General features: G+C 62.3%; 24 protein-coding genes and 1 pseudogene. 7 read left to right on the top strand and 18 right to left on the bottom strand.

The features are described from left to right. Positions 1-88 precede the first annotated feature (88 nt). From A3A9_RS0105660 to ettA, 4 genes are all read right to left on the bottom strand, one after another. Positions 89-424 carry a hypothetical protein gene (locus A3A9_RS0105660; RefSeq protein ID WP_027029754.1) on the bottom strand — a complete coding sequence of 112 codons (336 nt, stop codon included), beginning with the start codon at positions 422-424 and terminating at the stop codon, positions 89-91. 113 nt (positions 425-537) lie between these two features. Next, positions 538-1,332 carry a trans-aconitate 2-methyltransferase gene (tam, locus tag A3A9_RS0105655; RefSeq protein ID WP_027057903.1) on the bottom strand — a complete coding sequence of 265 codons (795 nt, stop codon included), beginning with the start codon at positions 1,330-1,332 and terminating at the stop codon, positions 538-540. 258 nt (positions 1,333-1,590) lie between these two features. Then, a complete protein-coding gene (locus tag A3A9_RS38335; RefSeq protein WP_033838360.1) occupies positions 1,591-1,839 on the bottom strand; it encodes a DUF6290 family protein in 249 nt (82 codons plus the stop codon). Between the two features lie 55 nt (positions 1,840-1,894). Further along, positions 1,895-3,544, bottom strand: coding sequence for an energy-dependent translational throttle protein EttA (ettA, locus tag A3A9_RS0105645; protein WP_027057902.1), 1,650 nt, complete (start codon positions 3,542-3,544; stop codon positions 1,895-1,897). Between the two features lie 256 nt (positions 3,545-3,800). On the opposite strand from ettA, the pseudogene A3A9_RS41085 reads away from it, so the two are divergent. Then, positions 3,801-5,088 (top strand): annotated as a pseudogene (locus A3A9_RS41085) (diguanylate cyclase). A 4-nt stretch (positions 5,089-5,092) separates the two neighbouring features. On the opposite strand, the gene A3A9_RS0105635 reads toward A3A9_RS41085, so the two are convergent. After that, positions 5,093-5,704: a hypothetical protein gene (locus A3A9_RS0105635; RefSeq protein ID WP_152536069.1), complete on the bottom strand. Its 612-nt coding sequence runs from the start codon at positions 5,702-5,704 to the stop codon at positions 5,093-5,095. Between the two features lie 83 nt (positions 5,705-5,787). Continuing rightward, positions 5,788-6,795 (bottom strand): ribonuclease T2 family protein, encoded by a 1,008-nt coding sequence (locus tag A3A9_RS0105630; protein WP_027057900.1) that lies wholly within the window; start codon positions 6,793-6,795, stop codon positions 5,788-5,790. 178 nt (positions 6,796-6,973) lie between these two features. On the opposite strand from A3A9_RS0105630, the gene A3A9_RS0105625 reads away from it, so the two are divergent. The 3 genes from A3A9_RS0105625 to A3A9_RS0105615 all read left to right on the top strand — a co-directional run bounded on the left by A3A9_RS0105625 (position 6,974) and on the right by A3A9_RS0105615 (position 10,806). Next, positions 6,974-7,906 carry an alpha/beta fold hydrolase gene (locus tag A3A9_RS0105625; protein ID WP_027057899.1) on the top strand — a complete coding sequence of 311 codons (933 nt, stop codon included), beginning with the start codon at positions 6,974-6,976 and terminating at the stop codon, positions 7,904-7,906. 81 nt (positions 7,907-7,987) lie between these two features. Then, complete coding sequence (locus A3A9_RS0105620; RefSeq protein ID WP_027057898.1) at positions 7,988-9,160, top strand: CaiB/BaiF CoA transferase family protein; 1,173 nt, start codon at positions 7,988-7,990, stop codon at positions 9,158-9,160. Then, a complete protein-coding gene (locus tag A3A9_RS0105615) occupies positions 9,157-10,806 on the top strand; it encodes a thiamine pyrophosphate-binding protein (protein ID WP_027057897.1) in 1,650 nt (549 codons plus the stop codon). Before A3A9_RS0105620 ends, A3A9_RS0105615 begins: the two co-directional genes overlap by 4 nt. A 47-nt stretch (positions 10,807-10,853) precedes the next feature. Here A3A9_RS0105615 and A3A9_RS0105610 read toward each other — a convergent pair whose 3' ends face one another. Further along, positions 10,854-11,297 (bottom strand): CHRD domain-containing protein, encoded by a 444-nt coding sequence (locus A3A9_RS0105610; RefSeq protein ID WP_027057896.1) that lies wholly within the window; start codon positions 11,295-11,297, stop codon positions 10,854-10,856. 283 nt (positions 11,298-11,580) lie between these two features. Next, positions 11,581-12,864 carry a cystathionine gamma-synthase family protein gene (locus A3A9_RS0105605; RefSeq protein WP_027057895.1) on the bottom strand — a complete coding sequence of 428 codons (1,284 nt, stop codon included), beginning with the start codon at positions 12,862-12,864 and terminating at the stop codon, positions 11,581-11,583. 121 nt (positions 12,865-12,985) lie between these two features. Here A3A9_RS0105605 and A3A9_RS0105600 point away from each other — a divergent pair, with 121 nt between their 5' ends. Beyond that, a complete protein-coding gene (locus A3A9_RS0105600; RefSeq protein ID WP_027057894.1) occupies positions 12,986-13,444 on the top strand; it encodes an Lrp/AsnC family transcriptional regulator in 459 nt (152 codons plus the stop codon). Between the two features lie 38 nt (positions 13,445-13,482). On the opposite strand, the gene A3A9_RS0105595 is transcribed toward A3A9_RS0105600, so the two are convergent. The 5 genes from A3A9_RS0105595 to A3A9_RS0105575 are packed head-to-tail and all read right to left on the bottom strand — an operon-like array spanning position 13,483 to position 17,833. Beyond that, entirely contained in the window at positions 13,483-14,454 is a 972-nt protein-coding gene (locus tag A3A9_RS0105595) for an ABC transporter substrate-binding protein (RefSeq protein ID WP_027057893.1), read from the bottom strand. A gap of 41 nt (positions 14,455-14,495) precedes the next feature. Next, complete coding sequence (locus A3A9_RS0105590) at positions 14,496-15,650, bottom strand: ABC transporter permease (protein WP_027057892.1); 1,155 nt, start codon at positions 15,648-15,650, stop codon at positions 14,496-14,498. Next, a complete protein-coding gene (locus tag A3A9_RS0105585) occupies positions 15,647-16,525 on the bottom strand; it encodes an ABC transporter permease (protein ID WP_027057891.1) in 879 nt (292 codons plus the stop codon). Before A3A9_RS0105585 ends, A3A9_RS0105590 begins: the two co-directional genes overlap by 4 nt. Then, positions 16,525-17,049: an endonuclease domain-containing protein gene (locus tag A3A9_RS0105580; RefSeq protein ID WP_082221913.1), complete on the bottom strand. Its 525-nt coding sequence runs from the start codon at positions 17,047-17,049 to the stop codon at positions 16,525-16,527. Before A3A9_RS0105580 ends, A3A9_RS0105585 begins: the two co-directional genes overlap by 1 nt. After that, positions 17,042-17,833 (bottom strand): ABC transporter ATP-binding protein, encoded by a 792-nt coding sequence (locus tag A3A9_RS0105575; protein ID WP_027057889.1) that lies wholly within the window; start codon positions 17,831-17,833, stop codon positions 17,042-17,044. Before A3A9_RS0105575 ends, A3A9_RS0105580 begins: the two co-directional genes overlap by 8 nt. Positions 17,834-17,964: 131 nt before the next feature. Here A3A9_RS0105575 and A3A9_RS0105570 point away from each other — a divergent pair, with 131 nt between their 5' ends. Then, positions 17,965-18,369, top strand: coding sequence for a cupin domain-containing protein (locus A3A9_RS0105570; RefSeq protein WP_027057888.1), 405 nt, complete (start codon positions 17,965-17,967; stop codon positions 18,367-18,369). 17 nt (positions 18,370-18,386) lie between these two features. Here A3A9_RS0105570 and A3A9_RS0105565 read toward each other — a convergent pair whose 3' ends face one another. From A3A9_RS0105565 to A3A9_RS0105545, 5 genes are all read right to left on the bottom strand, one after another. Then, positions 18,387-18,764: a hypothetical protein gene (locus A3A9_RS0105565; protein WP_027057887.1), complete on the bottom strand. Its 378-nt coding sequence runs from the start codon at positions 18,762-18,764 to the stop codon at positions 18,387-18,389. A 22-nt stretch (positions 18,765-18,786) separates the two neighbouring features. Then, the gene (locus A3A9_RS0105560; RefSeq protein ID WP_027057886.1) at positions 18,787-19,158 is read right to left on the bottom strand and encodes a hypothetical protein; all 372 of its coding nucleotides are present in this window, start codon (positions 19,156-19,158) and stop codon (positions 18,787-18,789) included. A 2-nt stretch (positions 19,159-19,160) separates the two neighbouring features. Further along, positions 19,161-20,612: a dihydropyrimidinase gene (gene hydA, locus A3A9_RS0105555; protein WP_027057885.1), complete on the bottom strand. Its 1,452-nt coding sequence runs from the start codon at positions 20,610-20,612 to the stop codon at positions 19,161-19,163. A 65-nt stretch (positions 20,613-20,677) separates the two neighbouring features. Beyond that, complete coding sequence (locus A3A9_RS0105550; protein WP_027057884.1) at positions 20,678-21,928, bottom strand: Zn-dependent hydrolase; 1,251 nt, start codon at positions 21,926-21,928, stop codon at positions 20,678-20,680. 73 nt (positions 21,929-22,001) lie between these two features. Next, a complete protein-coding gene (locus A3A9_RS0105545; protein ID WP_027057883.1) occupies positions 22,002-23,330 on the bottom strand; it encodes an aspartate aminotransferase family protein in 1,329 nt (442 codons plus the stop codon). A 242-nt stretch (positions 23,331-23,572) separates the two neighbouring features. On the opposite strand from A3A9_RS0105545, the gene A3A9_RS0105535 reads away from it, so the two are divergent. Continuing rightward, positions 23,573-24,208, top strand: a complete 636-nt coding sequence (locus A3A9_RS0105535) for a TetR family transcriptional regulator C-terminal domain-containing protein (protein WP_027057881.1) — start codon at positions 23,573-23,575, stop codon at positions 24,206-24,208. Positions 24,209-24,304 lie beyond the last annotated feature (96 nt).

The following is a 24,304-nucleotide window of genomic DNA, read 5'->3' as shown; positions in this document are numbered from 1 at the left end:
TGTGGGCGCCGAAACGCTTCGGCGCAACACTTTTCTCATCACGCCGGTTTACACCAGCTTAAACCAACGGCTCAGGCCGGCTTGGACCTCACCAGGCACACAGCTTGGTGTTGGTCTGCGGGTTGTTCCAGCAGGCGCCGTCGTCGCGGCTGCGCACATATTGTCCCGGCAACGGCACGTTGCGGCGGCCGAGATTGACATAGCCATAGGCAAAGCCCGGCCCGTCGATCTCCAGCACATAGGTCGGATAGCCTGGCGCCGAGATTCGGAAACTGCCGGCATCATCGATCGCGCGATAGCTGCACGCGAAATAGCCGTCATCCGTGGTGAAGCAGCGCGCCCGCTTGGCCTCGGCTGAAACCGAGAACGCCAGAAGTGCAGCCGCGCAGACGCCGCCGCCGTAAAGCAATCTTTTCAAAGTCATCATTACCCCCCTGCCACGCGGGTCCGTTCTAGACCCACGCGATAAATTGGGCACGGCCGCCAAACCGGGTCAAGCAGCGGCGGCCGGCTCTGGGCGAAGTGGGTAATTGTTTTCTATCCGGCCCGCTTGGCGACAATGAAGATGCGCGGGAAGCGCAGCAGAACCTTGCCGTTGGCCATTTTCGGATAGGCCTGTCTGATCTTGGCGGTGTAGCTGTCGAGGAACAGCTTGCGCTCCTCGGCGTCCAGAGGATCGAGGAATGGCTTCAGCCCCGTCGACTTCACCCATTCGACGATCGCCTCGGCATCGGCAAGCGGATGATTATAGGCCGTATGCCAGATATCCAGCCGGTCGGAGAGCGGCGACAATAGATCATAGTAGAATGACACTGGCGGCAACGGGCCGCGCGCGGCACCTTCCATCTTTGCGGCGAACGGCATTTCGGCAGCGGTTTCGCGCATCACCTGATGCGAAGGCTCAAGCAGATTGTCGGGAATCTGGACGGCTAGCGCGCCGCCGGGCGCCAGAAAGCCCATCAGCCGCTGGAAGACATCAGGATGCGTGGGCAGCCACTGGAAGACGGCGTTGGCGAAGATGACGTTGACCGGCTCAGCCGGCTGCCATGTCGATGCATCGGCGAGGTCGAAGCTGACATTGGGCAGGCGCGCCCTCGCCTTTTCGATCATGTCGGGAGAGCTGTCGAAGCCGCTCACCTGCGCATCCGGCCAGCGCTCTACCAGCAGCTCGGTCGAATTGCCCGGCCCGCAGCCGATGTCGACGACCCGGCGCGGGAAGTCGACTGGCACCTGGGCTGCGAGATCGCGCGCGGGTCGCGTGCGCTCATCCTCGAATTTCAGATATTGGGCGGCGGACCAATCGGGCTTTTGTGAAGCGGCGCTATTGTTCATCGATAGACCTCGCGACGGTTGCCTCCTTCCACAACCAAGACGACAAGCCTGCTGTCATGGAACTGAGTAATGATCCTGTAGTAACCGACGCGAAAACGCCAAGCCTCTTCCTTGGTCGCTGTAGGCGCTTGGCAAGCGCCCTCGGATTGGGATGCGCCGAAACTCTCTGATTCAAGAACTCCAGGATGCGCCGTTGATCTTTGGTCGAAAGCTGCTCGATGTCTCTCTCGGCGCGCCGGGTGAACTCGACGCGCCAAGTCATTCAGCAGCAGGCTTCTTGCTGCGCTCCTCGACCTCACGACGTTCAAGCTTGCGGATCATCTCCTTCAGCGGAATGCGAACACCGTCATCATCTCTCAGGCGTTCGTCCGCGATCTTGGCATCCTGCCAATCCTCGATGGCCTCGAGGATCGCATCAACCGCGACCTGATCGGCCGTTCGACCGCTGGCCTTGGCCATGTCGTCCAGAAGCTTCTCGGTCTTTGGCGGCAGTTTGAGTGTAATCATGGAAAGCTCCGTCAGCCCAATTTTAGGTCAAACGACGATCCCCTGCAACGATCCCTTACCGCGTCAGTCTCTTGTAGGTCATGCGGTGCGGATTGACGGCTTCGGGGCCGAGCCGGCGGATCTTGTCCTGCTCGTAGTCCTCGAAATTGCCCTCGAACCATTCGACATGGCTGTCGCCTTCGAAGGCCAGGATGTGCGTCGCCAGGCGATCGAGGAACATGCGATCGTGCGAGATGATGACGGCGCAGCCACCGAAATTTTCCAGCGCGTCTTCGAGTGCTGCCAGCGTTTCCGTGTCCAGATCGTTTGTCGGTTCGTCGAGCAGCAGCACATTGCCACCGGTCTTCAACATCTTGGCCAGATGCACGCGATTGCGCTGACCACCGGAGAGATTGCCGACCTTCTGCTGCTGGTCGCCGCCACGGAAGTTGAACGACGCGCAATAGGCGCGCGTGTTGGCCTCGAACTTGCCGAGCTTGACCACTTCGGCGCCGCCCGAGATTTCTTCCCATACCGTCTTTGACGGATCGAGCGCGTCGCGGCTCTGGTCGACATAGCCGAGCTTGACCGTTTCGCCGACGCGCACAGAGCCGGCATCCGGCTTTTCCTGGCCGGTGATCATGCGGAACAGCGTCGTCTTGCCAGCACCGTTCGGGCCGATGACGCCGACGATGCCGCCGGGCGGCAGCTTGAATTCCAGTCCGTCGATCAGCAGCGTGTCGCCAAAGCCCTTCGACAGGCCTTCCGCCTCGATCACCACATTGCCGAGGCGCTCGCCGTGCGGAATGACGATCTGTGTATCGCTCGGACGCCGCTTGTCGGCTGCATCCAAAAGGTCCTGGAACGCCTGGATACGCGCCTTGGACTTGGTCTGGCGGGCCTTCGGGCTCGACTGGATCCACTCGCGCTCGCGGCCGATGGCGCGCTGGCGGGCGTCGTCCTCGCGGCCTTCCTGCTTGAGGCGCTTGGCCTTCGCTTCGAGATATTTGGTGTAGTTGCCCTCATAGGGAATGCCGCGGCCGCGATCGAGTTCAAGGATCCAGCCGGTGACATTGTCGAGGAAGTAGCGATCGTGGGTGATGATCATCACGGCGCCCGGATAGGCGCGCAGATGCTTTTCCAGCCAGGCCGTGGTTTCGGCGTCGAGATGGTTGGTCGGTTCGTCGAGCAGCAGAAGGTCAGGCTGGCGCAGCAGCAACTGGCAAAGCGCGACGCGGCGGCGCTCACCGCCTGAAAGCTTGGTGACTTCCGAATCCTTGGGCGGGCAGCCCAGCGCTTCCATCGCCATCTCGACCTGCTGTTCGAGATCCCACAGGTTGAGCCGGTCCATCTCGTCCTGGAGCTTGGCCGACTCGTCGGCCGTCTCGTCGGAATAGTTCATCATCAATTCGTTGTAGCGCTCGATGATGGCGGTCTTGGCGGCGACGCCTTCCATGATGTTTTCGAACACCGTCTTATCAGCGTCGAGCGCCGGCTCCTGCGCCAGGTAGCCGACGGTGGCGCCTTCGGCCAGCCACGCCTCGCCGTTCCACTCCTTGTCGAGCCCGGCCATGATCTTGAGGATCGTCGACTTGCCCGAGCCGTTGGGGCCGAGGATGCCGATCTTGGCGTCGGGGTAGAAGGACAGATGAACGTTCTCAAGCACCTTCTTGGTGCCATAGGCCTTGTTGAGGCCGGCCATGTGATAGATGAACTGGCGTGCCACGCGCGCTTTTCCCTGAAAAATGACTGGATTTGTCGGATTGAATGGAGGTTGGCCGCTATGTAGGCGATGCGGGGCCGAACGGCAATCGCTTTTGCCATATCAAGCCGTCCACGCGGACAAGTGTGCACCGACCGTTAAGTTTTCCACCGGTCACAAGGCGCGATGAAATCTCCGGTTAACTCTTGCACGTCAAAACAGGATCGGGGTGGAATCGCTGGATTATCGCGATTTCGAGCGAGAGATCGGATCGACGGCAGTGCTGAACAGTTTCCTGCTCCTTGCCGAATCGGTCGTCTACTTCAGCGTCATGGTGACGCTTTTCCGGTTCCGCAAGCGCATTGGCCTCGGCGTCTTCATCTGCGCGCTCGGCGCCATGCATTTCCTGGAAACCTATCTCGCCAGCGTCTTTTACGTCGCTCTGCCGTTCGGCCTGGTTTCGCCCGGCTCGGCCGTGCTGTTTTCCGGTAAGCTGGTGATGCTCCTTCTCCTCTACATCAAGGAAGACGCCGCCACCGTGCGCCAGCCGATCTATGGCCTGCTGCTTGGCAATGCGCTGATGATCGGTCTGGGGGCTGTTGTTGCGCATGCATGCCATCGCGCCGCTTCCCGACGGCAAGATGCCCGACATCGGCTTCATCGACGAGATGGGCTGGCTGATGGTGTGGGGCACGACGCTGCTGTTCGTCGACGCCATCCTGATCATCCTGCTCTATCAGAAGCTCGGCCGGTATTTGCGCCAGGCGCAGTTCGCGCGCATCCTGATCTGCGTCGCCTGCGTGCTCACCTTCGACCAGGCGGGCTTCTTCACCGCGCTGCATTTCGTCGCCGGCGCCCCGATCGCGGTCTTCTTCGGCGGCTGGTTCGCCAAGATGGTGGCGGCGCTGACCTTCAGCGCCATGCTTGTCGCCTATCTCAGATGGTTCGAGGCCCGCGACGTTCCACTGCCGCGCGGCCTGACCGACATTTTCGAGACCCTGACCTATCGCGAGCGCTATGAAGCGCTGGTCGAGCATGTTGGGCGCGACGGCCTGACCGGCCTGCTGCATCGCGGCCGTTTCGACGCCGACGGTGAGGCAGCCGTCGAGGTCAGCCTGCGCACCGCCAGGCCGCTTAGCCTGCTGATCATCGATGTCGACCATTTCAAGTCGATCAACGATCGTTTCGGCCATGCCGAGGGCGACAAGGTGCTGAAAGCCGTTGCGGCCCTGCTTAGGGAAGTGGCGAGCGTCGAGGACCAGGTGTTCCGGATCGGCGGCGAGGAATTCGCCATCCTCAGTTCGCGCCCGCATCCGGTGGCCAGGCTGTTCGGCGAAAGCATCCGCTACGCGGTCAAGGCATCGACCGTCACCAGCCGCTTCGAGCTGACCGTCAGTGCCGGCGTTTCCAGCGTCAGCGAAACGACAACCTGCCTTGGCGACCTGTTCGCGCTCGCAGACCAGCGCCTCTACAAGGCGAAATCGACAGGACGCGACCGGATCGTCGGCGAGCCGGGCAGCCATGAGCCCGACACCGCGATCGCGTGGACCAAGTCTGCGCAGTTCTAGCTCTCTAGGATTTTCTCTGCCGCGCAACGCCGGTCAGCGTTGAGACCGCCATCAGCACGATTGCCACCCATTTCAGCGCGGTGATGATCGGTCCGGCCTGGATGTCATAGGCGATGAACAGCAGGATGCCCGGCACCAGCAGGCCGCACATGATCAGCATAATGCGGTTGATCTGCCACGACACCTTCGACGCCAGCGCCTGGTCGCCCGCTGCAGGCACCAGTGCCTCGCGCACCTTCTTGCCACCCACCAGCATGGCGGAGAGACGCATCGAGATCGGCAGGCCAAGTCCGATGATCAGGAAGGCGCAGGCGGCGAGCAGCATCGAAAACTTCAGCGCACTGGTTTCGGCCGGTATCGGAAACAGCAAGGTCGCCAGCGGCAGGAAAACGCCGAAGATGCCGAGAGCAGCGATGGCTATGAAGATGGCCGCGTTGACCATCGTGAACAGCTGATAAGTGCCGGCGCCGATCGGCTCGGACAGCGTGCGCATACGCGCCCACTCGGCATCGCTATAGGAAAAGCCCGGCCATTCCATCCGGGCATTATTGATCGAAACCATGCCCTTAGCCCAGAAAGCCAACCGCGCCAACCCGCTGCCCGTCAAACCATCCATTGCCCGCCCCCGCTGAATGATGTTCGACCCAACATAACACCGCTCGACGACCGAGCGACAGCCCGCTGGTCAACCTTCAAGATTTATTGAAATCCAATCGCATCGACTGTACCGGTCGGGCAGCCGGCCTTGTTGGTCGGCACCGAAGCCAGCAGCAAATCCTTGAGCGAGCTGTTCGGGCCGATCGGCCCGGCAAGGCCGAGCGTCAACTCGCCGATCAGCCGGCGGCCGCTCGACGGGTCTATGACGCAGGAGACGCGCACGCGGTCCCCTGCTCCAGCGCCGAAGGCCTGGTCGAAGGCGCCTCGGATCTGGTCGGCCGTCAGCTTGCCGCCAATGTTCTTGACGAAGAGATCGCGCACCGGCGAGCCGTTGACCTGCCGCATCAGGCCGAGCGCGTCGGAAAAATACTCCTGCTGGCTCTTGCCGTAGCAGGTGCCGTGCTTGATCCATTCATGCCGCTCAAGCTGGGAAGCCGTGCCCGGCATCACCTGATCGAGCTCCTTGCGGGTACCCGCGTCCAGATTGACCGGCGGCAGATCACTCCAGTGGGCCGGATTGTCATTGGCTTTGTCGCTTGCCGGCACCTGGCAATAGAAATTGCCGTTCGGCTGCGGCCACAGGCCGTGCAAGGTGAAATTGGTGGCATCGAACTCGTTCGGGCTCTGCGCCCTGCATTCGGTCTTGTTGGATTTGGTCTCGCAGAAGGCCGGCTGCCAGCTGAGCGCAAAGACATATTCGGGTTTGCCCGACGCAGCCGGCTTGCCTTGCCCGGCCGGCGCTACCGGCGGCGTCGCTGCACTGCTGCCCGAGAGATGGCCGCAGCTGACCTTCACCCAGCGGCGCTCGGGATCGGCTCCTGGCACCAGGATGAGGTAATGCGTCGGCGTGTCCTTGTTGCCGGCCAGCAGCTGATAACTCTGCCCGGCGTCGGTCGAGACATTGCCGGGGTTCTTGCCATTCTTGATGGCTTGCGTTGCCGGACAGGCAGCATCGGAAACGAAGGTTCCGCTCAGCTTGACCTCGGCATGCGCGGCATCGGCAAGCGACGCCGCCAACATGGCCAATCCGAAAACAACAGCAATGCGCATGAGCAAATCCCCGGCTGAAGAAAGTGGGTGACAGAGTGAAGCTGTCTCCATGTCAGAATTGCGATACTTTTCCGACCAAACGCAAGAAACATCGTTGCGCAAAAAGCAGGCAAAGCGGATTGACGCAAAATCGGCAGCAGCGCAAACCACATCAGGACAAGGGGGAGATCAAGCGGCCATGCCATTCAGCCAGCAGCGCACGGTCCGCTCACCGACAGGCGCCGACCTCAATCTCTTGGTCAAACAGGCCGATGGCCAGCCACGCGCCGTCGTCCAGATCAACCATGGACTGGCCGAGCACGCCGCGCGCTATGCCCGCTTTGCCGATTTCCTCGGGCCTCGTGGCTTTCACGTCTATGTCCACGACCATCGCGGCCATGGCGCGACCAAGGCGCCGGACGCGCCACTCGGCAGATTCGCCGACAGGGATGGCCCGGCCAAGGTGATCGCCGACGTCGACGCCATCCACGATCTCATCGCCACCGAACAACCGGGCCTGCCGGTTATCCTCTTTGGCCATTCGATGGGCGCGTCCGTGGCGCTGAACTACCTTCTGGCCCATTCGCCGCGTGTCCATGCCGCCGCGATATGGAACGGCAATTTTTCTCAAGGCCTGCTTGGACAGGTGGCACTCGGCATCCTCGCCTGGGAACGGATGCGGCTGGGCTCCGACGTTCCGTCACGCCTGCTGCCGAAGCTGACCTTCCAGGCCTGGGGCAAGGCCGTGCCCAACCACCGCACGCTGTTCGACTGGCTGTCGCGCGACGAGGCGGAAGTGGCGAAATACATCGCCGATCCGCTATGCGGCTGGGATGCCTCGATCTCGATGTGGCGCGACGTGGTCTCGATGGCGCTCAACGGCGGCAAGGATTCCGGCTTTGCCGGCGTCCGGCGCGAGCTTCCCGTCGCCATCGTTGGCGGCGAGAAAGACCCGGCTTCGGACTACGGCAAGGGCATCACCCACCTCGTCAATCGCATGCGCAAAATGGGCTTTTCGAATCTCGTTTCAAAGGTTTACGCCGAGACCCGCCACGAAAGCCTGAACGAGGTGAACCGCGACATCATCATGAATGATTTCGCCGCCTGGGCCGACAGCGTGCTGAAAGCATGAGGGATTGGCCCATTGCAAGGGCCGTGACAGCCGCAGCCCGGCTTGATAGAGCCTCTGCTCTCGCAGCAATCACGGTGATTTATGGCTGAACCCCCGCTGAAAGGCGTCCGCGTCGTCGAACTCGCCCGCATCCTTGCCGGGCCATGGGCCGGGCAATTGCTTGCTGATCTCGGCGCCGATGTCATCAAGGTCGAGAGCCCCGATGGCGGCGACGACACCCGCAAATGGGGCCCGCCCTTCGTCATGAGCCATGATGGCGAGAACCTGTCGGCTGCCTATTACCATTCCTGCAACCGCGGCAAACGCTCCATCGCCATCGATTTTTCGACACCGGAGGGTGCACAAACCATCCGCCGGCTGGTCGCCACATCCGATGTGCTGATCGAGAACTTCAAGCTCGGCGGACTGAAGAAATATGGGCTCGACTACGAGAGCCTGCGCCAGACCAACCCGCGTCTCGTCTATTGCTCGATCACCGGTTTCGGCCAGGATGGACCGTACGCGCCACGCGCCGGCTACGACTTCATCATCCAGGCCATGGCCGGAATGATGTCGATCACGGGCGAGGTCGGCCGCGAACCGCAAAAGGCCGGCGTCGCCATCTCGGACATCTTCACCGGCCTCTATTCCGTCATCGCCATCCAGGCAGCCCTGCGCCATGCGGACCACACCGGCGAAGGCCAGCACATCGACATGGCGCTCTTCGACACCCAGATCTCGGCACTCGGCAACCAGAACCTCAACTATCTCGTCTCCGGCAAGTCGCCGGTGCAGATGGGCAACGCACATATGAACATCGCGCCTTACGAAGTGGTGCCGGTCCGGGACGGCCACATCATCCTGGCGGTCGGCAATGACGGTCAGTTCGCCAAATTCTGCGCTGCCGTCGGGCTGGATGAACTGCCTGAAAATCCCGACTTCGCCACCAATCCCGCCCGCGTCGCCAACCGGGTCAGGCTGCGCGAGCATATGATCGAGGCGCTGAAGGTCTTTGATCGTGACCCGTTGCTGGCAAAACTGGAAGCAGCCGGTGTGCCGGCGAGCCCGATCAACACGATCGGCCAGATGTTCGCCGACCCGCAGACGATCGCGCGCAGCATGCGGCTCGACCTCGACGACGGCCACGGCAATCGTCTGCCCTCGGTGCGCGCGCCGATGGTCATGTCGGGCACACCGCTCGTCTATGAACGCCCCTCGCCACGCCTTGGGGAACACACCGAAGAAATCCTTGCCGAACTGGAGAGAGCAAAATGAAGACCGGCGGACAACTGATCGTCGATGCGCTCGAAGCCAACGGCACCGACCGCATTTTTTGCGTGCCGGGCGAATCCTACCTCGCGGTGCTCGACGCGCTGCACGATTCCAAAATCCGCACCATCGTCTGCCGCCAGGAAGGCGGTGCGGCGATGATGGCCGACTGCCAGGGTCGGCTGACCGGCAAGCCCGGCATCTGCTTCGTCACCCGCGGCCCCGGCGCCACCAATGCGTCGGCCGGCATCCACATCGCCATGCAGGATTCGATACCCGTCATCCTGTTCATCGGCCAGGTCGCCAGCCACGCCAAGGAGCGCGAGGCGTTCCAGGAGGTGGATTATAAGAGGTTCTTCGGCGACATCGCCAAATGGGTGGTCGAAATCGACGACGCCGCGCGCATCCCCGAATTCGTCACCCGCGCCTTCGCGGTGGCGACATCGGGCCGCCCCGGCCCGGTTGTCATCTCACTGCCCGAGGACATGCTCACCAGCGTCGTCGAGGCGCCGGCTGCCTTGCCGCACACGCCGGTCGAAACCCGGCCGGGCGAAGCCGAACTCGATGCGCTGGAAAAGCTGCTCAACGGCGCGAAACGCCCCTTCGTCATCCTCGGCGGCACACGCTGGGACGAAGAAGCGGTGGCGCGGATGCGCGCCATATCAGAAAAATGGTCGCTTCCGGTCGGCTGCTCTTTCCGCCGCCAGATGCTGTTCGATCATCTTCATGCGAACTATGCCGGCGACGTCGGCATCGGCATCAACCCGAAGCTGGCGGCCCGGATCAAGGCGGCTGACGTCGTGCTGCTGATCGGCGGGCGCATGGGCGAGATGCCCTCCTCCGACTACACGCTGCTGAAAAGCCCCTACCCTGACCAAGCGCTGGTCCACGTCCATGCCGATGCCGGCGAGCTTGGCCGCGTCTACCGGCCGACGCTGGCGATAAACGCCTCGCCCTCGGCCTTCGTCGAGGCTTTTGCCAAGCGCAAGCCGGCCGGCCCACCGTCCTGGGCAAGTGAGACGGCGAAAACACACGCCGCCTATCTCGAATGGTCGACGCCGCCTGAGACCGGGCCTGGCGCCGTCCAGATGGGGCCGATCATGAACTATCTGGAAAAGGTGCTGCCCGACGACGCCATCCTCACCAATGGAGCGGGCAACTACGCCACCTGGGTGCATCGCTTCCACCGCTCCCGCCGCTTCGCCACCCAGGCAGCGCCGACCTCCGGCTCGATGGGCTACGGCACGCCGGCAGCGGTCGCAGCCAAGGCGCTTTATCCGGATCGCACCGTGGTCGCCTTTGCCGGCGATGGCTGCTTCCTGATGAACGGCCAGGAGTTCGCCACCGCCGTACAGTATGACCTGCCGATCATCGTCATCGTCGTCAACAACGGCATTTACGGCACCATCCGCATGCACCAGGAGCGTGAGTACCCTGGGCGCGTCGTAGCCACCGATCTCAGGAATCCCGATTTCGCGGCCCTGGCCCGCGCCTATGGCGGCCATGGCGAAACGGTGGAAAAGACGGCCGATTTCGCGCCAGCCTTCGAGCGGGCCCGCGCCAGCGGCAAGCCCGCGATCGTAGAGATCAGGCTCGATCCGGAAGCAATCACGCCGACCCGGACAATGACCCAGATCCGCGACAAGGCCTGACTAAAAAGGGGCTGATATCAGCCCCTTTTTAGTCAACGCGTCTTGCGCTACTTCGCTGCCTCGATCTGGCCGCGGATCTCGCCATCCTTGTTGGCGGCGGTGTGGACGTTGACATAGTAGTTGCCGGCCGCCAAGTCAGCAGCCTGCGCGTCCGTCAGTGTTTCCGAACCCTTGAGCGGGCTCTTGAGCTTGCCTTTGAACGGGATGACGGGAGCGGCGTTCGCACCCATCGCCGCCGGTCCATGAATGTGCGCGGCGATCGCCGGCCCGCTGAGGCCGGAATATTTGACGTTCCAGCTGAGCTTCTTCTTGGTCGTGTCGAAGGTGAAAGTGGCCGTTCCCTTGCCCTTGGTGGTCACGGGCGGGCTTTGCTGGCTGCCATCGAGCGTCGCCTTGTATTTCACCACCTCCGCCATGGCCGGTGAGGCGAACATAAAAGCGGTCGAAATAGCCAGCGCCGAAAGCACCGGCAGGAAGGATTGTGTTCGCATGAAAGAACCTCCGATTGGATTTTCACATACGTCACGCCCCAATCCGGGGCGCGCGCATGCTTTAACCGGAACGGTTGAGCGGCGTAATGTATCCCGGCACACGTTTTTGTGACTGACCGCATCAGAAAGGCGGTTCACCCGCCTTCCTCGGCCTATAGCCATTCCAGGAAAAGTGTGAGCGGTTTTCCAGGGCAAAGCGCATAGCGCTTTGCCCTTGGGAATTGCGTAAAAACAAAGAGATAGAGTGGTTCGCCGTTTCCGTGAAACGGTGAAACGCTCGAGCTCAGACCGCCGCCAGTGCCTGCGTCAGGTCGGCGATCAGATCGTCCGGATGCTCGACGCCGATCGACAGCCTGACCGTTGTCTCCAGCACACCAATGCGCTGGCGCACGTCGAAGGGAATGCCCGAATGGGTCATCGCCGCCGGGTGGCTGGCGAGCGATTCCGTACCACCGAGGCTTACCGCCAGCTTGAAGATCTGCAGACCGTTGAGGAAGGCGAACGCGGCCTTCTCTCCACCCCTGATGTCGAAGGAGAAGGTCGAGCCGGCGCCGCTGCATTGCCTGATGTAGGCGCGGCCCGCTGGCGTGTCCTGCCCCAGGAACGGCAGGTAATGCACCTTCTCGACCTTGGCATGGTCGCGCAGGAATTGGGCGACCAGGCGTGCATTGTCGTTGGCTCGCTCCATACGGATCGACAGCGTCTCCAGTGAACGGCCGAGCATCCAGCAGGAATGCGGGTCGAGCTGCGTGCCGATCGCGCCGCGCAGCGCCTTGATCGGCTTGGAGACCGCCTTGCTGCCCATGGCCGCGCCGGCGATCAGGTCGGAATGGCCGCCAACATATTTGGTCAGCGAATAGACCGAGACATCGGCGCCGTGTTCGATCGGCCGCTGGAACACCGGGCCGAGCAGCGTGTTGTCGCAAACGATGATCGGCGTCGAGCCTTGGCTGGCGCCAATCCCGTCGGCGATCTTCCGCATCAGCGCGATGTCGACCAGGCTGTTGGTCGGGTTCGACGGCGTCTCGATCAGGATGACCGAGACACGCCCCTTCGCAACCGCTGCATCGGCGGCCGCCCGCACCGCCTTCTCGTCGACACCGTCGGCGAAGCCGACAGCGCCGATGCCAAGGCCGGACAGCGTGCGCGTCAGCAGCGTCTCGGTGCCGCCGTAAAGCGGCTGCGAATGCAGGACGACGTCGCCCGGGCGGGCATAGGCGAGCAGCGTCGTGGCGATCGCCGACATGCCCGAGGAAAACAGGACGCAAGCGTCCGTCCCCTCATAGATCGCCAGCCGGTCTTCGACGATCTCGCTGTTGGGATGGTTGAACCGCGAATAGACCAGACCCGACGCTGTGCCGCTCGGCGGCTCCTTGCGGCCGGACGTGTAGTCGAAGAAATCGCGCCCCTCCTCCGCCGATTTGAACACGAAGGTCGAGGTCAGGAACACCGGCGGCTTGACCGCGCCTTCCGACAGCTGCGGATCGAAGCCATAGCTCAGCATCAGCGTCTCCGGATGGAGCTTGTGGTTGCCGATATGGGTTTTCGACGGGCGTGGCGCGGTCATGGCTCTTCCTGCTTCCGAAAGGTTTCTTGCCGCAATTTATGCGATCCCGATCGGCCAGTCCTTGCTATTTTCGGCCTTGCATGGCTGCATCTCGGCAAGAAATTGCCTGGAGCGACGCAAAGTGCAGCAGAAGATAGCCGACGATTTCGACCTCAGGATTCTGCGCGAATTGCGAGCCGACGCCCGCATCACCAACAATGAGCTTGCCGAGCGCATCGGCCTGTCGCCGTCGCCTTGCCTGAGGCGGGTACGGCGGCTGGAGGAAACAGGCGTGATCAGGGGTTACACCACGCTGGTCGACCCGGCCGCGTTCGGCTGGAGCATGGTCGCCATCGCCACCATCCGCCTCAGCCGCCAGAACGAGGACGAGATCGTCATGTTCGAGGACGCGATCCGCGGCTGGGAAGAGGTGCTGGAGTGCCACCTCGTCACCGGTTCGCGCGACTATGTGCTGAAGGTGGTGACCGGCAGCCTCGAACAATATGAGCGCTTCATCAAGGAGAATATCGCGCGGCTGAAATGCGTCGCCTCGATCGAGACCAGCTTCGTCATGAACACCATAAAGGAACGGCGCCTGTAGAGGCGCCGTTCTCGAAGTCAGGATGTTTGGAGGCCGGCTTACTTCACGGCCTTGTCGGTGATCGCGGTGGTGTAGGCGCCTTTCGGCTCCTTGGTGATGATCTTCTGGTCGAGCAGCGCCTTGGCGGTGCGTTCGTAGGTGGCCGGATCGAGCTTGCCGTCGGCATTGTCGATCAGCTTGGCGACTTCGCTCATCATGCGCTTCTGGTGATTCTCGTCCTGGCCGCCGCCATCCATGACGATGCTTGCCGCTTCGTCATTGTGATCGATGGCGTATTTCCAGCCCTTCATCGAGGCGCGCACGAAACGCACCATCTTGTCCTCGAAGGCCGGGTCCTTGAGCTTGTCTTCCGAGGCATAAAGGCCGTCCTCGAGCAGGTCGTTGCCCATCGCCGAGTAGTTGAACACGGTCAGTTGTTCCGGCTTGTAGCCGGCGTCGATCAGTTGCCAGTACTCGTTGTAGGTCATGACCGAGATGCAATCCGCCTGCTTCTGGATCAGCGGCTGCACGTCGAAGCTCTGCTTGAGAACCGTGACGCCGTCCGGGCCGCCTTCGGTCTTCAGACCGAGCTTGTTCATCCAGGCGTAGAACGGATATTCGTTGCCGAAGAACCAGACGCCGAGCGTATGGCCCTTGAAGTCGGCTTCGGTCTTGATCGGGCCATCCTTCGGGCAGACCAGTTCCATGCCGGCCTTCTTGAACGGCTGGGCGATGTTGACCAGCGGCACGCCTTTTTCACGTGCGGCCAGCGCACCGCCCATCCAGTCGACGATAACGTCGGCGCCGCCGCCGGCAATCACCTGCTCGGGCGCAATGTCGGGACCGCCCGGCTTGATGTCGACGTCGAGGCCTTCGGCTTCATAGAAACCCTTGGCCTTGGCAACATAGTAGCCGGCAAACTGGGCCTGCGTGACCCATTTCAGCTGCAACGTCACCTTGTCGGCGGCCATTGCCTGGAACGCGGCCAGCGACATCGCGCCGGCCAGAACGGGAATAATCAGTCTTTTCATCTTTTTACCCTCTGAAGTTAGTGCCCTTAAACCCACCGCCCCTATCCACCACGGACAGAGGGATGCCAAAACGTGACGGCTCTTTCGACAAGAGCGACCACGCCATAAAAGACCGAACCCGCAAGTGCTGCAACTGCGATTTCGGCCCAGACCATGTCGATGTTCATCCGCCCGACCTCGGTCGAGATGCGGAAGCCCATGCCGACGACGGGCGTGCCGAAGAACTCGGCGACGATGGCGCCGATCAGCGCCAGCGTCGAATTGATCTTCAGCGCGTTGAAGATGAAGGGCGCAGCGGCCGGCAGGCGGAGCTTGATCAGCGTCGGCCAATAGCCCGACGCATAGGTGCGCATCAGGTCGCGCTCCATATGGCCTGACGCGGCAAGGCCTGCGACCGTGTTCACCAGCATCGGGAAGAAGGTCATGATGATGACGACTGCCGCCTTGGACTGCCAGTCGAAGCCGAACCACATCACCATGATGGGTGCGACGCCGATGATCGGCAGCGCCGAGACCATGTTGCCGATCGGCAGCAACCCGCGCCGCAGGAACGGCACGCGGTCGGCGAGGATCGCGGTGATGAAACCAGCGCCGCTGCCCACGACATAGCCGAACAGCACCGCCTTGAAGATGGTCTGCCGCACGTCGGCGCCGAGCACCGGCAGGGAGTTGGCGATGCGCAGGCCAATGGCGCTCGGAGGTGGCAGCAGGATGAAGGGGATGCCGGCACCTCGCGTCACCGCTTCCCAGATGATCAGGATCCAGGCGCCGAAGATGGCGGGAATGATCAGGCGCAAGGCCGTCCGCGCAGAGCTATCAAGGGGGCGCAGCGATGAAAGCACTGCCACGCAACGCCAGCCAAGCAACCAGGCCGCCGCAAGCAGCAGGAAGTACGGCGCCAGTGCGGTGCCTTCGAACCCTGCAATGCCCGAGATCAGCAGCCAAGCGACGACGTGGGCACCGATGAACAGCACCACAGCCTCGGCAAGCGGTGGAATCCTGACCATCGAGATCAGTGCCGCCAGCACGGCCAAACCGAACATCAAGCCCTTGGTGCCGAGATAGGGGTAGTTGAAACTCGCTGTCGGGTCGGCAAGTGCTGCCGCTTCCGGTTTCGACGGCGCGCCGAGCGCAATCGCGATCAGACATAACACAATCGCCAGCACCGCTTGCCAGGAAGGCTTCAGCCAGTTCATGCCGGCCTCCCGCCCATGGCGCGGTCAACGATGCGGCCGGCAATGCCGACCACCATGACCAGAAGTGCGGCCACGATCGAACCAGCGACCAGCGCCGACCAGATGTCGATGGACTGGCTGTAATAGGCGCCGGCCAAAAGCTTGGCGCCGATGCCGGCGACCGCACCGGTCGGCAGTTCGCCGACAATGGCGCCGACCAGGCTTGCCGCCACCGCTACCTTCATCGAGGTGAACAGGAATGGCACCGAGGCCGGTACACGCAGCTTCCAGAAGGTCTGCGAGCCGCTGGCATTATAGGTGTGCATCAGGTCGAGATGCATGATCTCGGGCGAGCGCAGCCCCTTCACCATGCCCACCGTCACCGGGAAGAACGACAGATAGGTCGAGATCATCGCTTTCGGAATCAGGCCACTGATGCCGACCGCCCCCAGCACGACGATGATCATCGGCGCCACCGCCAGGATCGGAATGGTCTGCGAGGCGATGATCCAAGGCATCAGGCTGCGGTCGAGCGTCGCCACATGGACGATGCCGACAGCGATGATGATGCCCAGCGCAGTGCCGAAGGCGAAGCCGAGCAGCGTCGACGACAGCGTCACCCAGGCATTGTAGACGAGGCTGCGGTTCGAATTTATGGGCCGCAGGAAAGTGTTCTCGAAAAAGTTCACCGCCACCTGGTGCGGCGCCGGCAGCGTTGGCTTCGGCTGCGACAGCGTCTTGCCGATGAGCTCGCTGAAGGTGGAAGTCTCATTCGCACGGCGGTCGAGATCGCGCTGGAACGGCGTGTTGAGGATAACGGCGAAGACGTACCAGAGGATGACGACGCCCAGGAGGATCGACGTGACGGGGACGAGCTTGTCGCGGAAGGTGTCCATCAGGGTCGCTCCCCTTCTCCTCTCCCCGCCGGGGAGAGGGTGGCCGGAGCGAAGCGGAGGTCGGGTGAGGGGGAGTGTATCTGCCCATCAAGCACCGCTAATATTGTATCCAGCACCGCCCGCCGCTCAGCCAGAACCTCGTGATTCCAGAAGCGAAGAACAGAATAACCATGCTTGTTCAGCCAAGCTGTTCTGCTTTCATCCGTCGCGGACTCGGCATGTTGGCTGCCATCGATTTCAACGATCAAGCTCTTCTCGCAGCAGAGAAAGTCGGCGAAGAACGGTCCGAGTGGCACTTGCCTTACGAACTTGTAGCCGTTGAGGTGACGCCCCCGCAGCTCGCCCCAAAGCCGGTATTCGGCCTTGGTTTCGTCAAGCCGCAGCTCTCGGGCGCGCTCCGTGACCCCGGCCCTCCTCTTGGTTGGATGCGTCGGCGCCGCCCCCTCACCCGACCTCCGCTTCGCTCCGGCCACCCTCTCCCTGATGGGGAGATGAGGAAGCTCATCGTGCGCGCCCTCAATCATCATAGCTATGCCCTGCCCTCAAGCCATCGCGCACGCGCGCGGCGATCGCCAGGAACTCCGGCGTTTCACGGATGTCGAGCGGCCGCTCCTTCGGCAGCGTCGATTCGATGATGTCGCTGACCCGGCCGGGGCGCGGCGACATGACGACGATGCGCGTCGACAGATACACGGCTTCCGGAATGGAGTGAGTGACGAAGCAGATGGTCTTGTTGGTCCGGCCCCACAGTTCCAGCAATTGCTCGTTGAGGTGGTCGCGCACGATCTCGTCCAGCGCACCGAACGGCTCGTCCATCAAAAGCAGGTCGGCGTCGAAGGCCAGCGCGCGGGCGATCGAGGCGCGCTGCTGCATGCCGCCCGACAGCTGCCAGGGATACTTCTTCTCGAAACCCGAGAGGTTGACGAGGTCGAGCGTGCGCTTGATGCGCTCCGCCTGCTCCGCCCTGGACAGGCCCATGATCTCCAGCGGCAGCCCGACATTGCGCTCGATCGTGCGCCAGGGAAACAGGGCCGCAGCCTGGAAGACATAGCCATAGGCGCGTTTCTCGCGCGCCTGTTCCGGCGTCATGCCGTTGACCGAAATCGTGCCCGAGGTCGGTTTCTCCAGGTCGGCGATGACGCGCAGCAGCGTGGTCTTGCCGCAGCCCGATGGCCCGATGAAGGAGACGAACTCCCCCTTGCCGATCGTCAGGTCGACATTGGACAATGCCTGCACCGGCCCGTCATTGGTCTGGAAGGTGAGGCCAAGTTTGCTTGCCGCGACGACGGCTGGCGAAATTCCCGTCATCGGCCGCTGCCTGCCTGTTCCCGCCACAGGGGCGCCGGCTGGAATCCGATTGCTTTTATCGCGATGTTGTTTTCCACTCGCCCAGTCCCATTGGTCTTTGTTCCACTCAATCGACGCCCGGAGTTTCCCCGATGTCGCCCAAACCCACTTGTCATCTTATCCGCCCTGAAAGCACTTATGAAGGCAAGCAGGGGTTGACCTATTTCGCCGGCATTGCCAAGGAGTCGGTCGGCTCGTCTGGCATCTGCATGCACGTTCTCACCTTGCCGCCGGGCGCGCGCGCCAAGGCGCATCTGCATGAGAACCATGAAACGGCGATCTACGTGCTCTCCGGCGAGGTCCACACGTGGTATGGCGACCGGCTCGAACACCACATCGTCGTCAAGGCCGGTGACCTCTTCTACATTCCGGCCGGCGTGCCGCATCTGCCGGCCAATCTGAGCAATGCTGCCTCTTCGGCCGTCATTGCCCGCACCGACCCCAACGAACAGGAAAGCGTCGTCCTGCTGCCGGAACTGGATGCGCTGGTCGCCTGACACTGACGGGACCGCCGTCATTTGCACCGCGAGACTTCTCCCATCAAATTGCCGTCCGCATCGGCGATTGTCAGCTTCTTGGCGTTCTTGGCACTGCGCTTGATGGTGAACGTGGTCGGCTCCTGTCCATCTTCGCCTTCCGCCTCGCATGTCGCTGTCACCACCAGCGATCCGTCAGCCTGCGCTTGCGTCTTCGTGAACGTGCAGGCGCTTGCGGCGGTGATCAATTCCTTGTCGGTCAAAAGCAGCATCTGGTCAGCGGCGACTTCCTGGCCGTTGCGGTTGATGCAGCCATATTTGTCGCCGTAGGGCTTGGACAGATCGATATTTGCCGCTGAAGCCTGACCAGCAGCCAAAACGACAACCATCGCAACAGACAGACCAAAACCACGCATGCTCATTTCCCCTTGCCCAAATTCAAGAACATGATTGCAGCGGCCCCAGTTCCTCAAGGCCGGGAATGGTGACGAAGAAGCCATCCTCTCCCTTGTCGGTGACCACGATGGTTTCGGTCGTCGTCCCCGCCTCACCCTCGGCGGAACAGGTCGAACTCACCGATTGCGCACCCGGCGCCGCCGTCAGCTGTTGCGCGAAGCGGCAGCCGCTGCCATAGGTCTCGATGCCTTCGGCCGTCAGCACGATATAGGCGTCGCTGTCCTGGTAGCCAGCCTTGACACCGGCACAGCCGACATCATTGCCCCAGGAGCCGGCGAGCATGCCAGCCGCACTTGCCGGACCACCGGCAACTGTCGCCAGGACCAGGACGATGAGCGCGGCGGATCGCGCCAAGCTCAGACGCCCGTCGCCGGAATGCCTGACCGTTCCACCTTGCGCGGTGCGGTAATGTCCTTCCACGTCGACAGCGCCCGATTGACCGCCGCATTCGGCTCGCGGCCAACGAACTGGCCGTGGCCGGGCTTGGCCTTCACCTCGGCTTCCTCGATCGACAGTTCGCCGCGCGAAAACACGAAGCGCGGCAGGCCTGTCACCTCGACGCCCTCGAAGACATTGTAGTCGATGACAGACTGCTGCTTTTTCGAGGTGATGGTCTTCTTGCGCTTGGGATCCCAGACTATGATGTCGGCGTCGGCGCCTTCGACGATGGCGCCCTTCCTGGGATACATGTTGAGGATCTTGGCGATGTTGGTCGAGGTCACCGCGACGAACTCGTTCATCGTCAGACGGCCGGTGTTGACGCCCGTCGTCCACAACACCGGCATACGGTCTTCGAGACCGCCGGTGCCGTTCGGGATCTTGGTGAAATCGCCGACGCCGTTGCGCTTCTGCTTGGTGGTGAAGGCGCAATGGTCGGTCGCCACCACTTGCAGCGATCCGGCCTGCAGGCCGGCCCACAGCGAGTCCTGGTGCAGTTTGTTGCGGAAGGGAGGGCTCATCACGCGGCGCGCCGCATGGTCCCAGTCCTTGTTGAAATACTCCGTTTCGTCGAGCGTGAGGTGCTGGACCAGCGGTTCGCCGAACACCCGCATGCCCTTCTGCCGCGCACGCCGAATGGCCTCGTGCGCCTGCTCGCAGGAGACATGCACGACATAGAGCGGCACGCCGGCCATGTCGGCGATCATGATGGCGCGATTGGTCGCCTCGCCCTCGACTTCCGGCGGACGCGAATAAGCATGCCCCTCGGGGCCGTTGTTACCGGCGGCGAGCAGCTTCTGCGACAGCGCTGCAACGACGTCGCCATTCTCGGCATGCACCAGCGGCAGCGCACCAAGGTCGGCGCAGCGCTGGAACGAGGCATACATCTCGTCGTCATCCACCATCAGCGCGCCCTTGTAGGCCATGAAGTGCTTGAACGAGGTGATGCCCTTGTCGACGACAGTGGCCATCTCGTCGAACACCTGCTTGCCCCACCAGGTGATCGCCATGTGGAAGGAATAGTCGCAGGCAGCCTTGGACGTCTTGTTATCCCACATCTGCAGGGCTTCAAGCAGTGATTGCTGCGGCGCAGGCAGGCAGAAATCGACCACCATCGTCGTGCCGCCGGCGAGCGCCGCGCGCGTGCCGGATTCGAAATCATCGGCCGAATAAGTGCCCATGAATGGCATTTCGAGATGGGTGTGCGGGTCGATGCCGCCGGGCATCACATAGCAGCCGGTGGCGTCGTACTCATGGTCGCCATGCAGGTCGGAACCGATGGCGACAATCTTGCCGTGACTGAACAGCACGTCGGCCTTCCACGAGCGGTCGGCGGTGACGACAGTGCCGTTCTTGATGACTTTGGTCATTTTCGTGTTCCCTTGTTCTCTTCGCGCTTCTTTGCGAGCGTCGTTTGGAATCTGGATCTCTCAGTTCACTCTACGATGACGGCCGTCTCCACCACCGCATGGAACAGCACATCGGCGCCCGCCGAGGCCCATTCCTTCGAAATCTCTTCAGCCTCGTTGTGTGACAACCCGTCAACGCAAGGGCACATCACCATGGCGGTCGGCGCGACGCGGTTGATCCAGCAGGCGTCGTGGCCGGCGCCGGAGACGAGGTTGCGGTGCGAATAACCGAGCCGTTCGGCGGCATCGCGGATTGCCTTGACGCAGCCGGCGTCGAAGGTGACGGGGTCGAACGCGCCGACCTGCTCGATCTTGTACTGGATATCGAGCGCCTCGCAGATCGTGTCGATGCCTTCGCGGATGCGGCCGTCCATCGCGTCCAGCACTTCCTTCTCGGGTGAGCGGATGTCGATGGTGAAGACGGTGCGGCCGGCAATGATGTTGCGTGAATTCGGGAACACTTCCATGTGGCCGACCGCGCCGACGGCGTCGGGCTGGTAGTCCATGGCGATCTCGTGCACCAGTTCGATGACGCGGGCCATGCCGAGACCGGCATTGCGGCGCTTGGGCATTGGCGTCGAGCCGGTATGCGCTTCCTTGCCGGTCAGCGTTACTTGCAGCCATTTCAGGCCCTGGCCATGGGTGACGACGCCGATGTCGATGTCTTCGTCTTCCAGAATAGGCCCCTGCTCGATATGCAGTTCGAAGAAGGCATGAATCTTTCGATCGCCGACTTTCTCGGTGCCCTTCCAGCCAATGCGCTCCAACTCCTCGCCGAATTTCTTGCCGGCCTTGTCGGTGTGCGCATAGACGTCGGCCTGGTCGAGCACGCCGGCGAACACGCCGGATGCCATCATCGCCGGGGCAAAGCGCGAGCCTTCCTCGTTGGTCCAGTTGGTGACGACGATCGGATGCTTGGTCTTGATGCCGAGATCGTTGAGCGAGCGCACCACTTCCAGCCCGCCAAGCACGCCCAGCACGCCGTCATACTTGCCGCCGGTCGGCTGCGTATCGAGATGGCTGCCGACATAGACCGGCGGCAGGCTGGGGTCGGTGCCTTCGCGGCGGGCAAACATCGTGCCCATCTCGTCGACGCCCATTTCGAGCCCGGCGGCCTCGCACCAGCGCTTGAACAGATGCCGGCCCTCACCGTCCTCGTCGGTCACGGTCTGGCGGTTGTTGCCGCCGGCGATGCCGGGGCCGATCTTCGCCATCTCCATCAGCGAATCCCACAAACGGTCTGAATTGATTCGCAGATTCTCGCCGGGTGCGGCCATTCAAAGTCCTTCCATTTTATTCAAAATCGGACGGCGGTTCCCAACGCCGTCCGACTTTATAGGCTAGAATAGGCTAGTCTATCGACCTCAGCACTTCACGCACATGGTCGATCAGTTCGTTGATCTGGCCCTTGGTGATGATCAGCGGCGGCGACAGCGCGATGATGTCGCCGGTGGTGCGGATCAAAGCGCCGCGCTCGAACGCCTTGACGAAGGCCGAGAAGGCCCGCTTGGTCGGCTGGCCGGCGATCGGTGCCAGTTCGATCGCGCCGATCAAGCCGATGTTCCTGATGTCGATGACATGCGGCTCATCCTTCAGCGAATGCAGCGCGTCTTCCCAATAGGGCGCCAGTTCCTCACCACGGGTCAGCAGGCCCTCTTCCTTGTAGGTGTCGAGCGTGCCGAGTGCGGCGGCACACGCGACCGGATTGCCCGAATAGGTATAGCCGTGGAAGAACTCGATCATGTGCTCGGGGCCGGTCATGAAGGCGTCGTGGATTTCCTTCTTCACGAACACCGCGCCCATCGGGATGACGCCGTTGGAGACACCCTTGGCGGTGGTCATGATGTCGGGCGTGACGCCGAAATAGTCGGCGGCGAATGGCGTGCCGAGACGGCCGAAACCGGTGATGACCTCGTCGAAGATCAACAGGATGCCATGCTTGGTGCAGATTTCGCGCAGCTTCTGCAAATAGCCCTTGGGCGGCAGGATGACGCCGGTGGAACCGGCGACCGGCTCGACGATGACGGCGGCGATGGTCGAGGCGTCATGCAGCGCAACGATGCGCTCCAGTTCGTTGGCGAGTTCCGCGCCGTATTCCGGCACGCCCTTGGAGAAGGCGTTCTTCTCCGGCAGATGCGTGTGCGGCATGTGGTCGACGCCGCCGAGCAGCGTGCCGAACATCTTGCGGTTGGTGACGATGCCGCCGACCGAGATGCCGCCGAAATTGACGCCGTGATAGCCGCGCTCGCGGCCGATGAGGCGGGTGCGCGAGCCCTCGCCCTTCACGCGGTGATAGGCGATCGCCATCTTCAGCGCGGTTTCCACCGATTCCGAACCGGAATTGGTGAAGAACACATGGTCCATGCCCTTGGGCGCCAGATCGACCAGGCGGTTGGCCAGTTCGAACACGATGGGGTGGCCCATCTGGAAGGCCGGCGCATAATCGAGTTCGGCCGCCTGATGCTGGATCGCCTCGGTGATCTTGGGCCGGCAATGGCCGGCATTGACGCACCACAGACCGGCGGTGCCGTCGAGCACCTTGCGGCCGTCGCTGGTGGTGTAATGCATGTCCTTGGCGGACACGAACATGCGTGGCGCCTGCTTGAACTGCCGGTTTGCGGTGAACGGCATCCAAAATGCGCTGAGATCGTTCGGCGTGACTTTCAGCCGGTTGGACATGAGCAGGACTTCCCCTTGTGAACTGTTTCGGTGCGTCCAACGCTTGGTCTTTGCCGCGCTTTCATGCTACGCAAATTTTTGACCGATTGGACAAACGTTAGCACCGCCCTGTCGGCGGTCAAGGGATTACTAGCGGAAATGCAGCTCCTGAAGTGCGTTCCACAGCCCGGGGAAAAACTGGTCCAGAGAATTGGTCCAGATCACCTTGAATGCGAGATTTGGCAACACGAGGGCTCGCAAAGGTGAGCACCGGCACGGAAGCCCCTCGCCGCACCCGCATTCAGCAGGAAAAGCGCGAGCTCATCCTGGAGGCGGCACTCGAAGTGTTCTCCACCAACGGCTTCCGCGGCTCGACCATCGACCAGATCGCCGAAGCCGCCGGCATGTCGAAGCCGAATTTGCTCTATTACTTCCGCCGCAAGGAGGACATTCACGAGACGCTGATGCAGCGCCTGCTCGACACATGGCTGGCGCCGCTCAGGGAACTCGACGATATCGGCGATCCCCTGACCGAACTCAGGAGCTACATCAGGCGGAAGCTCGAAATGGCGCGCGATTTTCCGCGCGAGAGCCGGCTGTTCGCCAACGAGATCTTGCAAGGCGCGCCGCGCATCATGCCGCTGCTGGCCGGTGAGTTGAAGACGCTGGTCGACGAGAAAGCCGCCGTCATCAGGGGCTGGATGCGCGCCGGCAAGATCGCCAGGACCGACCCGTGGCACCTGATCTTCTCGATCTGGGCCACGACGCAGCATTATGCCGATTTCGACGTCCAGGTCCGCGCTGTGCTGGGGCCAAACCGCGGCGGCGACGGCCGCTTCGAGGATGCAGCAAGGTTCCTGGAGCAGCTGTTCTTGGATGGACTGAAGCCGAAGGGCTAAATGGTTTCGTCATTCTAGGGCGAAGCAAGGAGCGAAGCGACGCGGCGCAGACCCTAGAATCCATGCCGCGACTTCAACGCGCCGCAACGGTACAAA

It is taken from the genome of Mesorhizobium loti CJ3sym (genome assembly GCF_000472785.1).
Classification (GTDB): Bacteria; Pseudomonadota; Alphaproteobacteria; order Rhizobiales; family Rhizobiaceae; genus Mesorhizobium; species Mesorhizobium loti_E.
The sequence above is the reverse complement of the archived record's forward strand: the minus strand, read 5'-3'. Positions and strand labels throughout refer to the sequence as shown.

Coding starts and splice junctions, on each gene's coding strand:
- A3A9_RS0105660 (WP_027029754.1), bottom strand. CDS start 424: ATGACTTTGAAAAGATTGCTTTACGGCGGCGGCGTCTGCGCGGCTGCA.
- tam (WP_027057903.1), bottom strand. CDS start 1,332: ATGAACAATAGCGCCGCTTCACAAAAGCCCGATTGGTCCGCCGCCCAA.
- A3A9_RS38335 (WP_033838360.1), bottom strand. CDS start 1,839: ATGATTACACTCAAACTGCCGCCAAAGACCGAGAAGCTTCTGGACGAC.
- A3A9_RS0105635 (WP_152536069.1), bottom strand. CDS start 5,704: ATGGATGGTTTGACGGGCAGCGGGTTGGCGCGGTTGGCTTTCTGGGCT.
- A3A9_RS0105630 (WP_027057900.1), bottom strand. CDS start 6,795: ATGCGCATTGCTGTTGTTTTCGGATTGGCCATGTTGGCGGCGTCGCTT.
- A3A9_RS0105625 (WP_027057899.1), top strand. CDS start 6,974: ATGCCATTCAGCCAGCAGCGCACGGTCCGCTCACCGACAGGCGCCGAC.
- A3A9_RS0105620 (WP_027057898.1), top strand. CDS start 7,988: ATGGCTGAACCCCCGCTGAAAGGCGTCCGCGTCGTCGAACTCGCCCGC.
- A3A9_RS0105615 (WP_027057897.1), top strand. CDS start 9,157: ATGAAGACCGGCGGACAACTGATCGTCGATGCGCTCGAAGCCAACGGC.
- A3A9_RS0105610 (WP_027057896.1), bottom strand. CDS start 11,297: ATGCGAACACAATCCTTCCTGCCGGTGCTTTCGGCGCTGGCTATTTCG.
- A3A9_RS0105605 (WP_027057895.1), bottom strand. CDS start 12,864: ATGACCGCGCCACGCCCGTCGAAAACCCATATCGGCAACCACAAGCTC.
- A3A9_RS0105595 (WP_027057893.1), bottom strand. CDS start 14,454: ATGAAAAGACTGATTATTCCCGTTCTGGCCGGCGCGATGTCGCTGGCC.
- A3A9_RS0105590 (WP_027057892.1), bottom strand. CDS start 15,650: ATGAACTGGCTGAAGCCTTCCTGGCAAGCGGTGCTGGCGATTGTGTTA.
- A3A9_RS0105585 (WP_027057891.1), bottom strand. CDS start 16,525: ATGGACACCTTCCGCGACAAGCTCGTCCCCGTCACGTCGATCCTCCTG.
- A3A9_RS0105580 (WP_082221913.1), bottom strand. CDS start 17,049: ATGATTGAGGGCGCGCACGATGAGCTTCCTCATCTCCCCATCAGGGAG.
- A3A9_RS0105575 (WP_027057889.1), bottom strand. CDS start 17,833: ATGACGGGAATTTCGCCAGCCGTCGTCGCGGCAAGCAAACTTGGCCTC.
- A3A9_RS0105570 (WP_027057888.1), top strand. CDS start 17,965: ATGTCGCCCAAACCCACTTGTCATCTTATCCGCCCTGAAAGCACTTAT.
- A3A9_RS0105565 (WP_027057887.1), bottom strand. CDS start 18,764: ATGCGTGGTTTTGGTCTGTCTGTTGCGATGGTTGTCGTTTTGGCTGCT.
- hydA (WP_027057885.1), bottom strand. CDS start 20,612: ATGACCAAAGTCATCAAGAACGGCACTGTCGTCACCGCCGACCGCTCG.
- A3A9_RS0105550 (WP_027057884.1), bottom strand. CDS start 21,928: ATGGCCGCACCCGGCGAGAATCTGCGAATCAATTCAGACCGTTTGTGG.
- A3A9_RS0105545 (WP_027057883.1), bottom strand. CDS start 23,330: ATGTCCAACCGGCTGAAAGTCACGCCGAACGATCTCAGCGCATTTTGG.